The sequence below is a fragment of the Psychrobacter sp. N25K4-3-2 genome (assembly GCF_015351755.1).
Lineage (GTDB): Bacteria > Pseudomonadota > Gammaproteobacteria > Pseudomonadales > Moraxellaceae > Psychrobacter > Psychrobacter glaciei.
Window position 1 is genome coordinate 223163 of sequence record NZ_JADKLX010000002.1, and the last position, 16386, is coordinate 239548.

Sequence of the window (16386 nt, forward strand, 5' to 3'; positions counted from 1 at the left end):
CCTGTTACACAACGCTCTCAAAGTAACTCAAGAGCACAGACATGAATATCAGCTGGCTTAATATTCATGTGATGGTATTACAAAATATGTCATTATGATGAATGAGCCGCTGAACCAACTCAATAGTAGTTAGTTAGCTTATTACTACCGTTTGTTGTGATTTGTGAGTTGACGTATCTTTTGTTACTTATATAAAAATTCACGCTAACAAATAAAACGATATAAATGATCTCATATAACGAGACTAACGCTTGCCTCAACCGAATATTATGCTAAATTAGTTGTTATGATAGATTTGTTATAGAACGTCAGTAATGTCACTATTTATCTTATTTATGAAAATCTTGTGATGCTGTCTGCTTTATTTCTTTACTCCTACTGAGCCATACATATGCCTAAAGTATCGTCGATTACCCGTGTACTAGAAATCATAGAAGCGGTGTCCTATGCTTCAAAACCGCTTTCTCCACTTGAGCTCTCACAGGAACTAGACATTCCTAAACCGACCATCCATAGATTAATTCAAAACTTAGTTGATGATGGTTTTTTGACCGTTGATATTGGTGGCGGTATTATTCCTGGTAAGCGGGTACGTAATCTGAGTGTTGAGCTCTGGCAACAACGACTGTTCTTTAATGAAAGGCAGATGATCCTGCAAAAGCTGGTTAACGAAATTAAAGAAAGTTGCGGGATTGGTATTCCCTATCATATGGATATGATTTATACCAACCGTGCACAAACGACCTTACCATTGCAGATTTACCTCCCTGTAGGGGCAAAATCACCCATGTGGTGTACAGCGACAGGTAAGCTATATTTGAGCCAGTTGTCTCATACTAGCCGTCATAAAATATTGCAAGGTTTGCCACTAGATAAGTTCACCAAAAACACTATCACCGATATTGATGCATTGAATGCTGAGCTTGATCGTATCGCTGATACTGGTATCGGCATCGACAATGAGGAGTTTATCTCTGAGATGGTGGCAGTCGCTGTGCCTATATTGGACAAGAAGTCACGCTATCTGGCTTCTCTCTATTTGCATGCACCAACCATACGCGTGTCGCTAGACGAGCTGTTGACCCATGTACCACGACTGCGAAAAGCCGCGCAGGACGTACAGACGCTAGTATATGACCTGCAAAGTTAACAACATTGACAATCAAAACCAAACTCAAAAAAAGGTCTGCGCTAGTATTATAGCGCAGACCTTTTTTTATCTATAAGTCTTGGTATTTCTAAGACAGCAACGATGCGTCATGACGACCCATGATGCTAGAAAAATCCCTATCACCATTCTCTACTGTGTGAGCTTCATACAGCTCTGTCGCTTTGGCACCCATTGGTGTCTCAACATTGGTGTCCTGAGCGGTTTGCATCGCAAGATTCAGATCTTTTTGCATCAGCTTACTCATAAAGCCGCCTTTATAACCATTACTGGATGGGACATTTTCCATCACTTGCGGATAAGGGTTATAGACTTCTAGTGTCCAGTTACGACCTGAGCTTTGTAGCATAATATCTGACAGCACTTTTGGATCTAAGCCGTTTTTGACACCCAAATTGATTGCCTCTGCTGTCCCTGCCATGAGAATACCTAACAGCATATTATTACAGATTTTCGCGACTTGTCCGGCACCGTGGTCACCTGCATGAAAGATGTTTTTGCCCATCACTGCTAGTATTGGCTCTGCTTTGGCAAATGCATCGTCGCTGCCACCAACTATGAAAGTCAAACTGCCTGCAATAGCGCCGCCCGTACCACCGGAGACTGGCGCATCTAGGAAATCGATGCCAAGCTCACTTGCCGCCTCTGCCACTGTCCTTGCATCAGCTGCGGCTATCGTACTGCTATCGATGACCAAGGTGCCTTTTGGTAAATTCGCCAGCAGACCACTATCTCCAAGATAGACAGAATGGACGTGCTTGCCAGCTGGTAACATACTAATGACGACTTGGGCATTGTTTGCAGCATCCTTCGGGCTATCCGCCACGCTAGCACCCGCTTGCTGTAAACGCTGCGTCGCGTCCTCAGACAAATCATAGACAGATAGTGCATAACCTGCTTTTAATAAATTTTCCGCCATTGGTGCGCCCATATTACCAAGCCCAATAAAGGCGATATTTGGCTTAGTAGTATCACTACCGGTGGCATTTACATCCTTTGTATTCATCTCATCATTCCTTGATGGTTAAGTATTGATCATACGTGCAGGCATTGCTTGCTACATATAATGCTACATATATAGTTGTACGCTGTTTATTTGAGTTTAATTTATATTGAATTGACACATCCAGTCTTTAACGCACCAGCTGATTGCCTGCTGCCTCATCACCCAACCAATCGCCCAAGGGATGCTCGCCTCTAGAATAAGGGTTCACAAAGTGCTGATGAATGTAATTCTGACCTTCGGTACTGAGACAGTCGGCTAATGAACGCGACCATTGCGGATTGCGATCTTTATCAATCAATAGTGCACGTACGCCTTCTCTAAAGTCAGGATTGGCCGCACAATGTACCGCCACATTGGTCTCTAAATATAGAACCTGCTCTATCGATAAATCTGTGACTTTATGATAAAGCGCATAGGTCAAAGCAACGGTCACTGGGCAACCTTGGCGATAAGTGGTCACTGCTCGCTGCGTCCAGCTATCATCAGCAAAATCTGCATCTAGATTTACCAATGCCTCGTCGCTTTGTAGGAGCGCATCAATATCGCCTAGACCGCCGCTATTCATCAACTCCTGGATAGGCTGCCAGTATGTTGCTAGCTTACTAGCAGGCAACTCGGCAACAGGCTGTGCTGCCAGTGCGCGGCTAACGATACTGTAGGCGCTATTGTTATCGCATTTATCCGTACTACTAGCTGCAACCTGCCAATCGCTCTGTCTTAAACTTTGTATGACGGCATCATAATCACTACTGGCGACAGCATACTCTGCAAGGTTAGCCAACATTGCGTCGTTGCCATTACACATCGCACCCGTTAGTCCCAAGAACAAACCTGCTTTAGCTGGCATACGCTGCAAAAACCAACTGCCAGAAGCATCAGGGAACAGCCCAATAGTCACTTCTGGCATCGCAAAGCGGGTACGCTCGGTGACCAGACGATGGCTGCAACCTGACATCAATCCCATGCCACCGCCCATAATAATGCCGTCACCCCATAGTATTAATGGCTTAGTATAAAAGTGCATTTGGCGGTATAGACGATATTCATGGCTGAAAAACTCAGTCGCATAAGGGTTTGGCATTGGCGCAGTTTCCGACATACTGTCATAAAGCTTGCGGATATCCCCGCCAGCACAAAACGCCTTATCGCCTGCCCCTTTTAATAGTATCGCCACTACGTGCCCATCACTTTTCCATTGCTCTAACTGTTGTGATAACAATTGACACATCTCAACACTTAAGGCATTGAGTGATTTTGGGGTATTTAACGTCATGATACCAATAAGATGGCCACACTCTGTCGGTTCAGTATTAAACAATACAGGCGCTTCTTGTTCTGTGTTTTCTGTTGCTGCTGTCATAAAAGAGACCTACCAAAATTAAAATGAGTAAAGTAAATATCAAGACATGCCTACAGACTATTTATTTTGCCACGTAGGTTTGCGCTTCTCTAAAAATGCTTGTACCCCTTCGCGCTGATCGTTGGTGTCAAACAATTTCACGAAAGCTTCACGCTCATGGATAAGGTTTTGCGCAGGCGGGGTATTTCTAGCAGCTTGAATAAGTGTTTTAGAATAACTAACGGCAACGGGTGATTGCTTAGCGACTTTTTGCGCAAGCTTTTGTGCTGCTTGTAGCCCTTCCCCTTTAGCAGCGAGTTCTTCAACCAAGCCGATACGTAACGCTGTCTCTGCATCAACGCGCTCGCCGCACAATATCATGCGCTTTGCCCAGCCTTCACCCACTAAAGCTGTTAGATTCTGTGTGCCACCCGCGCATGGCAATAAACCAACACCAGCTTCTGGTAAGGCCATCTGCGCATGTGCTTCTGCGATACGAATGTCACATGCCAATGCACACTCAAGTCCGCCGCCCATGGCATAGCCGTTGATGACCGCGATACTGACACCGCGATACGCTGATAGCGCTTCAAACGCGTCGCCAAAAGCGATGGCCATGCTAATTGCTCGACCCTTGTCACCATCCGAGAAATTATTTAAATCCGCACCCGCTGAAAAGAATTTCTCACCATCGCCATGAATAATCAAGGCATAAACATCATCATTGGCGTTAAGATCAGTCACCAGCTGCTTTAGCGCCGGCAGACTATCCATTGTCCATGTATGGGCTGGCGGGTTATTCAATGTCACAGTAGCAGTATGACCGTCAATCGATAACTTGAGATTGGTATAATCCGTCATAAATAGTCCTTTATTTTATCTGAATTTGGTATGGTTTATTGGTTAGGCGCTAGGTACAAAAGCTGCAGCTCATCATAGCTAAGCCAGATTAGCTGACTAATGCAGTTAACGTAATTGATCCAACGCATCGTCCTGTAATAGCTGACGCGAGACAATTACTCGCATAATCTCATTAGTACCTTCCAAAATCTGATGCACACGCAAATCTCGTACATGGCGCTCAAGTGGATACTCATTTAGATAGCCATAACCACCGTGTAGCTGTAGTGCTTCATTGGCGACATCAAAACAAAGGTCAGTCGAGAGACGCTTTGCCATGGCGCAGTAGGTAGACGCTTGCCCATCATTGTTATCGACTTTACTAGCCGCCAAATACAGCATTTGCCGTGCAGTAATGGTTTGCGTCAGCATGTCAGCAAGCTTGAACTGTACTGATTGCAAGCTGGCAAGCTGGCTACCAAATTGACTACGCTCCTGCACATAATTGGTTGCGGTCTCTAGCGCTGACTGTGCCGTACCAACTGCACAGATACCGATATTGATACGTCCACCATCTAAGCCTTTCATAGCGATACGAAAGCCTTGACCTTCCTCGCCTATTAAGTTTTCTGCTGGCACTTTGACGTCTTTAAAGCTAATGGTTCGCGTTGGCTGCGCTTTCCAGCCCATCTTATGCTCATTTTTGCCATATTCAATACCAGCGCTATGCGCATCGATAACAAATGCTGAGATGCCCTTTGGCCCTGCGCCACCTGTCCGTGCCATCACTACTAGTACATCAGTCTCACCAGCACCGGAGATAAAGGCTTTTTCCCCATTAAGCACATAATGGTCGCCTTGCTTATCAGCCTTGGTACGCAATGAGGCCGCATCAGAACCAGCATTAGCTTCTGTCAAGCAGTAGCTGCCAAGCCATTCACCGCTGACCATCTTCGGCAAATATTTCTTGCATAGGACATCGCTACCATATTCACCGATCATCCAACTTGCCATATTATGAATACTCATATAAGCCGCCACAGACGTATCACCCCATGCCAACTCTTCAAAAACCATTGCAGAGTCGAGACGTGGCAACCCTAAACCGTCATAGTCTGGATTGGTATAGAGACCTAAAAACCCAAGCTCACCTGATTTTTTGATAACATCGACTGGGAAATGTGAGGTGCGATCCCACTCAGCGGCATTTGGCTTTAGCTCTTTTTGCGCAAACTGTCTGGCAGTTTGGCGGAAGGCAATTTGGTCGTCTGTCAATGAGAAATCCATAAGATCATCCTTGTGCTTGCAAAGCAAATATGGTGACTCAGGTTTGATGAGTCATTCGTTTAATATCGTTTATACAGTATAGCAGTGGCATAACGACCATCACAAAATTATGCTTTGATATTAAAAAACATACTAAACATGAGTGGCGCTATACCACACGTATAGCGGATTAACGATTAAATTGAAATAGTGGTATTGACGCCGCGGCTCGCCTCATCATCAAACCAACGTGCAGTTACCGTCTTGGTCTGAGTATAAAACTGAACGGCTTGCTTACCATAAGGACCGAGATCACCAAGTTTGCTGGCACGTGAGCCTGAGAATGAGAACATCGGTAGTGGCACAGGAATCGGCAAGTTGATACCGATTTGACCGACCTGAATGTCTTGCTGGAATTTATGTGCAGCAGCGCCTGACTGGGTAAAGATAGCCGTACCATTACCATGTGGATTGGCATTAAGCAGCTCAATCGCTTCATCAAGGCTGGCGGCACGCATAATACAAAGCACTGGACCAAAAATTTCTTCTTTATAAATCTGCATATCGCTTGTGACATTATCAAAGATAGTTGGCCCGACGAAGTTGCCTTTTTCATAGCCTTCGACGGTGATACCGCGACCATCAAGCAACAGACTAGCGCCTTCTTCTACGCCCGTACCAATCAAATGCTCAACACGAGCCTTGGCGGCAGGAGAAATCAGCGGGCCTAAGTCTTTATCATGCTTACCAGCTGAGACGATTAAGCCTTCTGCTTTGGCTTTAATGTCATCAATCCACTCACCCGCAGCACCGACTAACACCACGACTGACAGCGCCATACAACGTTGACCAGCAGCACCAAAGGCGGCACCCGCTAGTTGATTGAGCGTTTGCTCTTTATTGGCATCAGGTAAGATAACGCCATGGTTTTTGGCACCCATCATGCACTGGGCACGCTTGCCTGATTTGCTGGCACGCTCGTAGACGTGTTTGCCGACGTTGGTTGATCCAACAAAAGAAACCGCCTTGATATCGGGATGGTCACAAATAGCATCAACGGTCGCTTTGCCGCCATGTACCACGTTTAGCACGCCTTCGGGTACGCCCGCTTCGACTGCCAGCTCAACCAAACGCATGGTGACCATTGGATCTTGCTCAGAAGGCTTTAAAATAAAAGTATTGCCCGTGGCAATCGCCATTGGGAACATCCAAAGCGGAATCATCGCTGGGAAATTAAAGGGTGTAATGCCTGCACAGACACCAAGTGGCTGCCAAATACTGTAGGTATCCACATCTGAGGCCACGTTTTCAACGAAATCGCCAACCTGTAAATTCGCAATACCTGCGGCATGCTCAACGACTTCTAAACCACGGAATACATCACCGCGCGCGTCTGCAATCGTTTTGCCTTGTTCCGCGGTCAAGATTGCTGCCAATTCATCCATATGCTCGCGTATCAACGCTTGGTATCTTAAAAAGATACGAGCACGAGTGGTAATCGGTGTTTTGCGCCAAGTCTGAAAAGCCGCTTGGGCAGCAGCAACGGCTTGATTGATTTCATCATCTGTGGTCTGAGGGACTTTGGCAATGACTTCTTGGGTGGCAGGATCGGTGATATCAATCCATTCGCTGGTATTAGAATCAACAAATTGACCATTGATGAGCTGCTGAACGTGGTGCATAAGATATCCTTATCTTGTTTGCGAGACTACCGCGTAACGGTATCTTTATAGTTATGAGGAGGATTAAAAATTCATAGGTTGCTACAAATCACATTAATTATAAAATGATTTATTACGTATCGTTATTGACTATAACAATAAAACAATTTTAGGGTCAAGGGCTTTGTTGAAGTTTTAGTAAAGGAGTTCCTTCTAAAGAAAAATATCCTTGTTAGTATTGGCGCTGGTAAAAGCCTATTAGCCTTCCGAATGGTATTTTTGACGGTAAATATGGACGCTAGACCTGAATGTTAAAGCTGAACTTTAAACCTGAACTTTAAACATAGACATCATAAATTTATATCAGCCATTATTTATCGCTAACTTAAAAACGCAGAGTAAAATTTAAGAACAAAAAAAGCCCATGAGAGTCCATGAGCTCAAAGGTGAAATATGAGTAAAGAACAACATAAGTAGCAATATAAACAAATTTTATATATAAATTAGAGCGTTTACCTTGTTTCTAGGTAACAAACTATCATTCTACAAAGTATTAAAACGACCCAAACATTGTTCCTAAGGTAATCACTGTGATTAGTGCTATCAACGGGACTAAGACAGCCGTCACAAAGATATCTCTATAGGACTCTCTATGGGTGAGCCCACAAATAGCGAGCATGGTTATGATGGCCCCGTTATGTGGTAATGAGTCCAGCCCACCTGCTGCTAAAGAAGCAATACGATGCATCAGTTCAGGGTCAATATTATACTGCTCTGCTAATTGCATATAACTTGCGCCCATAATCTCTAGGGCAATACCCAACCCACCAGACGCTGAGCCTGTGATACCCGCTAAAACATTAATCATGATCGCTTCAGATATCAATGGATTGCCTGGCGCAAACCCCATAAGGTACTGTTTGATAATGGCAAATCCTGCAAGCGTCGCAATAACAGACCCATAGCCTACCTCTGATGCCGTATTAAAAATCGGTAGTAAAGATCCCATAGCACCTTTGTTTAAACTTTCTTTTACACTGTCCATTTTTCTAAAATTAAATGCCATAACAAAAATACAAGCCAAAACCAACGATAGAATTATGGACCAAATACCAATGACCGAGCTTAGTTCTACCCCTCCAAATTTTTCATCAGCTAAGTAGCTGTTGCTCCACAAAGGTATTATGATCTTTGAAAAGACATAATTGCCTGATATGACGATGATAATAGGCAGTAGTGCTAGCCAGAAATTGGGTATATCGTTATTCGAAGGGCTGTCTTGTTCATTTAAAGTATGATTGCCATACCCTTCATTATTCACACGGGCAATACGAAGTTGGCGACTCATCCATAACATACCGCCACCCAGCATAATTATTGCGGCAATAATGCCTAATCCAGGGGCTGCAAACGCATCTGTCTCAAAGTAAGGCATGGGAATAGCGTTATGAATTGAGGGGGTACCCGGTAATGCGGTCATGGTCAGTGTTAAGGCACCAATACAAATCGCACCCGGTATCAGTCTTTTGGGAATATTGACGTGTCTGAACAAAGCAGCGGCAATCGGGTATATGGCAAAAGTAACCACAAAAGCGGATACCCCGCCATAAGTAAGAATAGCGCAAGCCAATACCACCGATAGCATGGCATGCTTGTCTCCTAATCTTGTCACTAAAGTTTTGGCAATGGCATAAGCATAGCCTGAGTCTTGCATCAGCTTGCCAAAAATAGCCCCGAGTAAAAATAAGGGAAAATACTTAACCGCAAAGCTGCCCATCCCCTCCATAAATATCTGGGTATACATTCCCATGCTTTGACTGCCAACGCCGCTTAGAACAACAGCTAGAATGGCAAGAACAGGGGCTAGTATTAAAACACTCACTCCTCGATAAGCAAAATACATTAACAATACCAAAGACAATACAATGGCAAAAATATCCATAACAGCAACTTCCTCTAACGCAAACGAATAAGTCGTAGAAATGCACTAGGTAAAATTGGGTATTCTCTTAAAGTGTGCCAGATATCCAACCATAGCTCCGACAGAGACTATTTTTGAATATCTAGCACACTCTAACCAATAAAACCTAGGCTGATTATTTTCTAATAATCTTTCATAGACTGCTTAATCGCATCAATCGCTGCTGGATTGTCGAGTGTTGACATATCTCCTGTGGGCTTGTTTTCAGCCAGCGCACGTATGGCGCGGCGTAGTATTTTACCAGAACGGGTCTTTGGTACTGATTGCGGGAAATAGACCGCTGCTGGACGCGCAATGCCGCCAAGCGACTTGACGACTGCGCCAATGATTTGTTGCTCAAGGCGAAAGCGGTTTTCGGTTGTGGCCACTTGGGTGTGGTCTCTTAGCACACAAAACGCGATGGGTAACTCACCTTTCAGCTCATCATGAATACCCACAACGGCACACTCAGCCATCTCAGGATGGGTGCTAATCGCCTCCTCAATCTCTTGAGTACCAATCCGATGACCAGCGACATTGATGACATCATCGGTACGGCCGAGTATATAAAAGCAACCATCTTCGTCAGTTACGGCATAGTCTGATGTAGAGTACTCATTGCCATCAGCTAAACTAAAGTAGCTACTAATAAAGCGCTCATCGTTACGCCATACGGTTGTCAGGCAGCCAGGTGGTAGAGGCGCAGTAATTGCCAGCAAGCCTTTTTCGCCCGCAGCACAACGCTCGCCTGTTTTTTCATTGATCACATGCGCATCATAGCCATACATCGGATAACCAGGTGAGCCTTGTTTGTGCGGTTTATCATCAAATTTTGGGGTATTGCTTAGGATGGGCCAGCCGGACTCAGTCTGCCAGTAATGATCTAAAATAGGCACGCCCAGATGTTTCTTTAACCAATCCGCTGTAGACTGATCAAGTGGCTCACCGGCTAAAAAGAAAGATTTAAGACTAGAGACATCATAGCGTGTCATCCAAGTTTCATCTTGCTTTTTGAGCATACGCACACCTGTAGGCGCGGTGAAAAGAATATTAACCTTGTTGGCCTCAACGATACGCCACCAGATGCCCGGATTAGGACGGTGCGGTAGACCTTCATACATAACGCTGGTCATACCTGCCAGCAATGGCGCATAAATAGTATAGGAGTGACCCACTGCCCAACCGATATCGGATATCGCCCAAAAGGTCTCACCGGCTTTACCATCATAAATATAGTCCATCGAGGTCGTTAACGCCACGGCATGACCGCCCGTGTCACGCTGCACCCCTTTTGGCGTACCGGTCGTACCAGAGGTATAAAGTAGATACGATGGGGTGTTGGACTCTAACCATACTGGCTCAACGATGGCATTGGCCTCGCAGCTGATGCGGCGCTCAGTCGCATAATCGATATCTATCGCTTGCGCTTCAAAAGGTAAAATACCACGATCAACGACCAATACATGCTCAGGCTTGGCTGTCGCTTGCTCTACCCCTTGATTGACAAGGTTTTTATAATTAATAACTTTACCACCGCGCAGACCAGCATCGACCGTGATGACCATTTTTGCCTCGGCATCATCCATACGAATGGCTAAATTGTGCGCGGCAAACCCACCAAATACCACTGAATGAATGGCACCGATACGCACACAAGCCAACATGGCATAAGCGGCTTCCAGAATCATCGGCATATAAATAATGACTCGATCGCCCTCTCCAACACCATGACGTTGCAGCACATCTGCGAAGTAGTTGACCTCTTTATACAAGTCATTATAGGTTAGGCGACGCTTGGTATAGTCTGTATAGAACTCAACGTTATTGCCTAGATTGCTAAAAGCATCAGCCACGGTGGGAAAGGTTTCTATCAGCTCTTGATTAATCTCTGAGGACAGCCAAATAAAAGCATCTTGCTCAGCACGATCAGGCAGATGGCGATCGACGCAGTTATAGCAGAGATTGGTCTCACCGCCGACGAACCATTTAGCAAACGGCAAATTACTGTCATCAAGGATTTGTTCCGGCTCTTTATGCCAGTAGATACGTTTCGCTTGCTCTGCCCAGAATTGCTCGCGATCGTTGATAGAGCTGTGGTAAATATCAGCAAAGCTCGGGGTCTGAGTGGCTGGAGTTTGGCCATTTTCAGAAAGTTCGGTTGCCACTTGGTTGTTGATTGGGTCGCTCATAATAGCTGTCCTTAGCGTAAACAAGATATGATGCAATATAGTTTTGAATATAGTTGTGATAAACAATATCGTAATGAGGTACTGGTCATCCGTGCCAGAACTGAAAAACCGATACATAATGTATCGGTTTAAAATGTAGCAGAGCTAACAATAAAGGTCAACTGTTAAGCGTTCAATCTGTTCAATCTGTTCAATCATAATGAACATTTAAGTACTTTAACAGCTAACGACTTTAGATAATAAGACACGTAAAGTTATACTTCGGTCTGATCGGCATACATCTCACGCATGACTTTTTTATCATGCTTGCCTACAGAAGTTTTGGGCAATTCATCAACGAACTTAAACTGACTGGGCACACCATACTTAGGAATGATACCGCGCTCTACCGCTTTCTCAGCAATGGCTTTGATATCTTCGACTTTGGTCTCTTGAGCATTAGGCTTGAGTACCACTAATGCCAATGGACGCTCGCCCCACTGCTTATCACGAACGCCAATGACCGACACATCAGCCACTGATGGATGCAGCGACAAAATCGTCTCAATCTCCAATGATGAAATCCACTCGCCACCTGATTTAATCACATCTTTTAGACGGTCCGTGATTCTAATATAGCCATCAGGGCGTACATAGGCAATATCTTGAGTATGCATATAGCCGTTTTCCCACAGCTCTTTGCCAGCGTCATCATTTTTTAGATAGCTTTGGGTCAACCACGGTGCGCGCAGTACCAGCTCGCCCGTATTTTCTTCACCAGTGCCAACTGGCTCATTATTCGTACTCCATATCTGGGCGTCCACCATAACCACTGGTTTACCAGTCATACAACGGCGAGCGATGTCTTCTTCTTCCGTCATTTCTGGCTCGTTGAGGCTAAATTCTGTCAGGCTAATGAGCGGCGCTGTCTCCGACATACCGTAGCCCGTATAGACTTCGATATCTTGCGCCAATGCAGATTTTGCTAACCCTTCGGTCAATCTTGAACCGCCAATGATCATTTTTAGACCATTAAAACTGGCACCTCGATCTTGCGCTTCCTTGAGTACCATTTGCAGAATCGTCGGCACACAATGGGTGATGCTAACTTTTTCGTTGATGATTAAATCCAGCAAAGTATCAGGCGCATAACGTCCCGGATAGACTTGCTTGAGACCAACCATGGTCGCGGTAAACGGGAAACCCCATGCATGCACATGGAACATCGGCGTCATCGGCATATAAACGTCGCCGTTACTCACGCCTTGTTTGTTCGGCAACATACCCAGTGTGGCGGCCTCTGCCATACTATGTAGTACCAACTGACGATGACTAAAAAACACGCCTTTTGGATCGCCTGTGGTGCCTGAGGTATAAAAAGTCGTCGCAATCGTGTTTTCATCAAAATCTGGAAACTCAAAAGTGTCATCAGCGGCTTCTAGCAATGCCTCATACTCACCCGTTACGCGACTTTGGTTATCACCAAAAACGCCTTCTACCGTCATACCGTTATCATCTAGCCAAATAATATGCTCGATACTGGAGTTTTCAAATTGATAATCCTTCACCAGTGCGGCAAACTCAGAGTTCAGCATCAGCACTTTTGGTTTTGCATGATTGATGGTGTACAGCACCTTTTCTGGTGATAAACGGATATTGACGGTCTGCAAAATATACTGCGACATTGGCACCGCAAAGTAGGATTCTAAATAGCGATGGCTATCCCAATCCATGACGGCAACCACATCACCAGTATCAAGATTCAGGTCGGCTAAAACATTGGCCAAGCGATTGATACGATTAAACAGATCTTTATAAGTGAAGCGCTTTTTATCTGCATAAACGATTTCTTGATCTTGTGAGACGGTTTTGGCACGGTTTAACAATTGCTTAATCAGTAATGGGAACTCATAAGCAGCTGGCGCACTGTGATAGATATTTGACATAAATCTGACGTCCTTGTTAATTATTTACAGTAATTTTAATAGCTATTAAAGGGTTTGAGGCGAACTGAAATTATTATTTTAATAAAAAATATGCTCGACAAACCTTGTAATGATAGTAAGAAAAAACCTCAACCATGTAAAGGCTGCTTACGTAAGTATTAGGATAGTAGCTGTGATTTTTATGCCATATTTGACGAGCTATATATAGGTTAAGTGGTTCGGGGTTTGGTTTTTATCATGCCAAAGCTAGCGACCGATAATGCCAATACTTGCACGAATAATAATAGTCCTACTGTAAGAGACCATTGTCCTCGCGCATAGGCCATGCCGCACAGCCATGCCCCTAGAGTGCCACCTGCATAATAGCCCATATAGTATAAACCAGAAGCCAGTGAGCGACCTTTTTTGACATTGACCGCGATATAGCTAATCGTTGCCGCCTGAGTGACAAACACGCCAGAGGACATAATCGCGAGCCCTACGACAATACCCCAAAGTGGCGTCACCAGCGTCAATAACATCCCAAATATCGACACAATAACGGCCACCCGAACGGTTCGTGCTGAACCGAATCGACGTAGCAATGTAGAGGACAATGGCGTAATGACTACCCCAATTAAGTACACCGCAAAAATATTGGCCAGCGCACCCGTACCGAGCTCATATGGCGTGCCTGTTAGGTGCAAATTAATAAAGGTAAAACAGCCAACTAATGAGAATAATACACAAGCACCAAGCAAACAGGCGGTCACAACGTAACGATTGGTCAAATGCTCACCCAGCGTCTGTATCGCTGAGCGAAAGTTCGGATTGGCCTCAAAGTGACGCGATGAGGGTAGCATTTTACCGACCCAGAGCGCACCTATCAGCGTCATCGCTGCCATCACATAATAGCCGGCACGCCAGCCAATAAGCTCGTGTAAATGCCCAAGCAAAAACCGCCCCATAAAGCCGCCAAATACCGAACCTGAGACATAAAATGACATCAATTCAGTGACCGCGCGTCCCTCAAACTCTTCTCCGATATAGGCAATGGTCACCACGGTAATACCGGGCACAGAGAGTCCTTGTATGAAGCGCCATATACCCATCCAACCAATGCTAGGGCTTTGCGCAATGAGCGCCGTCGGTATCGCTAAAAATAGCAAAGCACCAACGATAAATGACTTACGCCCGACCGCATCAGAGAGCATGCCCAAAAACGGTGACATGATGGCGATTGCCAACACGGTTGCCCCAACGATCATACCGGCTTGCACTTCAGTCGCCGCAAAATCTACCATCAGGACGGGTAGCACCGCTTGAATAGAATACACTTGTAAAAAAGCGAACATGCCAATCAAGCCAAAGGTGAGCTTTAAAACCCATGACGTTGAATGATTTGGTGAGACAGAAGGCTGTGGGACGGTATTTTGGGTCTGGTCGTTAGAATGATTCACAAGGAGGCTGACTTTATTGGTTATGCCACGACAGTGATACACACCTGTTATTGGCTTGGATGAGAGACGGGTGACAGAGCTATGTTCTAAACACGCTGCACAATAAATCTAGTTGCACGATAAATCCAGAAGGTAAGACAGTCTCTTTAAATGATACATTCATATCGTAAAGACAAGCGGCTTATGTTATCACATCAAGCCATATACTCAGTTCTAGATGTGTTATTGGCACCACATTAGCTTTGTTATTTAACCAATAGATACCGACGATTTTATGTCTATGATGCCCACCTCACTTATAGAAATATAATTCTTTAAAGCAGCCTCACTTTACCTTTTAAATTTGCACTGCTACCTAGTCGCATCCGATACCGTGCAGACAGTGCAGACAGTGCAGACAGTGCACAACTTTGACAATGACAAGATTAATGTCTACTATTGTTTTGCCTTAAGTATAAGATAAAACAATACAAATAAGCCGCTCAGCACAAGTACACGACTTTCACTTAAAAGAATATTTATCATGATAAAAAATGCTTGGCTTAAAAAAGCCACTATCACCATAGGCGCGCTGATTTTTTCTATGCCAACTTTGGCTGAAGTCAGCTTATCAGAAACCACGACTATTTCAGCAAATGAAGTATTACCCACAGTGCCAACATTACCAACAGTGCCATCAGACTGTATTGCTGATAGCGCGATCACAGCAGCTGCGCTGTCAGATACTCGTGATAACGGCCCCTTCTCTGTCAGTACCAAACACGTTGCGCGCCAATCAGCAAAAGGCTTCGGTGGTGGCACGATTCACTACCCAACCGATGCTATCGGTTGCGGCTTGTTAGGTGCTATCGCTGTGGTTCCGGGTTACGTGTCTTACGAGGCTGCTATCAAATGGTGGGGACCGCGTTTGGCTTCTTGGGGATTCGTCGTTATCACTATCGATACCAACTCTATCTACGACGATCCAGATAGTAGAGCTACTCAATTGAATGCCGCACTAGACCACATAATCGCTGATGATACCGTTGGCAATAAGATAGATCCTAAGCGATTGGGCGCTATCGGCTGGTCTATGGGCGGTGGCGGTGCGCTTAAGCTAGCAAAGGAGCGCAGCACAGTACGAGCCATCATTCCACTCGCACCCTATCATGACAAAAGCTATGGCGAGGTAAAGACACCAACTTTAGTCATCGCCTGCGAGCGTGACCGTATTGCCACCAATGAGAAATATACCAATGTTTTTTATCATAATGCCACCGGCCCCAAGATGAAAATTGAGGTGGACAATGGCAGTCATTTTTGTCCAACCTACCGCTTTAACGAGATACTGCTGAGTAAGCCTGGTATCGCGTGGATGCAGCGCTATATCAATAATGACACACGCTTCGATAAATTTTTATGTGCCAACGAAAACTACAGCAAAAGCCCACGTATCTCTGCTTATGATTATAAAGACTGTTCGTAAAGCGGTGTATAGGAATGGTGACATTTGCTTTAATTACTCCTTTATTTGCGTACTATTATGACTTGAGAAAACTTAATATGACTTAAGAAAATTTAAATTTAGCGATGACTTTTAAATTGGCTATGACT

11 protein-coding genes are annotated in these 16386 nt (G+C 44.8%); 2 read left to right on the forward strand and 9 right to left on the reverse strand.

The window, feature by feature from the left end; translation table 11 throughout:
* Positions 1 to 391: 391 nt before the first annotated feature.
* Entirely contained in the window at positions 392 to 1150 is a 759-nt protein-coding gene (locus IOD06_RS05970; RefSeq protein WP_194619914.1) for an IclR family transcriptional regulator, read from the forward strand.
* Positions 1151 to 1238: 88 nt separating this feature from the next.
* Here the strand turns inward: IOD06_RS05970 and mmsB are convergent, their stop codons facing one another.
* The 9 genes from mmsB to IOD06_RS06015 form a co-directional block, all read right to left on the reverse strand.
* Positions 1239 to 2174 (reverse strand): 3-hydroxyisobutyrate dehydrogenase, encoded by a 936-nt coding sequence (mmsB, locus tag IOD06_RS05975; protein ID WP_194619915.1) that lies wholly within the window; start codon positions 2172 to 2174, stop codon positions 1239 to 1241.
* A 127-nt stretch (positions 2175 to 2301) separates the two neighbouring features.
* Entirely contained in the window at positions 2302 to 3534 is a 1233-nt protein-coding gene (locus IOD06_RS05980) for an enoyl-CoA hydratase/isomerase family protein (RefSeq protein WP_194619916.1), read from the reverse strand.
* Between the two features lie 57 nt (positions 3535 to 3591).
* Positions 3592 to 4374 carry an enoyl-CoA hydratase gene (locus IOD06_RS05985; RefSeq protein ID WP_194619917.1) on the reverse strand — a complete coding sequence of 261 codons (783 nt, stop codon included), beginning with the start codon at positions 4372 to 4374 and terminating at the stop codon, positions 3592 to 3594.
* Positions 4375 to 4479: 105 nt separating this feature from the next.
* Positions 4480 to 5640, reverse strand: coding sequence for an acyl-CoA dehydrogenase family protein (locus IOD06_RS05990; protein WP_194619918.1), 1161 nt, complete (start codon positions 5638 to 5640; stop codon positions 4480 to 4482).
* A 176-nt stretch (positions 5641 to 5816) separates the two neighbouring features.
* Complete coding sequence (locus tag IOD06_RS05995) at positions 5817 to 7301, reverse strand: CoA-acylating methylmalonate-semialdehyde dehydrogenase (RefSeq protein ID WP_189584786.1); 1485 nt, start codon at positions 7299 to 7301, stop codon at positions 5817 to 5819.
* Positions 7302 to 7833: 532 nt separating this feature from the next.
* Positions 7834 to 9222, reverse strand: a complete 1389-nt coding sequence (locus IOD06_RS06000; RefSeq protein WP_194619920.1) for a GntP family permease — start codon at positions 9220 to 9222, stop codon at positions 7834 to 7836.
* A 161-nt stretch (positions 9223 to 9383) separates the two neighbouring features.
* On the reverse strand, positions 9384 to 11429 hold the full coding sequence (locus IOD06_RS06005; RefSeq protein ID WP_194619922.1) for a propionate--CoA ligase: 2046 nt from the start codon (positions 11427 to 11429) through the stop codon (positions 9384 to 9386).
* A 254-nt stretch (positions 11430 to 11683) separates the two neighbouring features.
* Positions 11684 to 13354 (reverse strand): fatty acid--CoA ligase, encoded by a 1671-nt coding sequence (locus IOD06_RS06010; protein ID WP_194619924.1) that lies wholly within the window; start codon positions 13352 to 13354, stop codon positions 11684 to 11686.
* 209 nt (positions 13355 to 13563) lie between these two features.
* Entirely contained in the window at positions 13564 to 14697 is a 1134-nt protein-coding gene (locus tag IOD06_RS06015; protein WP_265087667.1) for an MFS transporter, read from the reverse strand.
* Between the two features lie 619 nt (positions 14698 to 15316).
* Between IOD06_RS06015 and IOD06_RS06020 the strand changes: the two genes are divergently transcribed.
* Positions 15317 to 16258: a dienelactone hydrolase family protein gene (locus IOD06_RS06020; protein WP_194619928.1), complete on the forward strand. Its 942-nt coding sequence runs from the start codon at positions 15317 to 15319 to the stop codon at positions 16256 to 16258.
* The last annotated feature ends 128 nt before the right edge of the window (positions 16259 to 16386 follow it).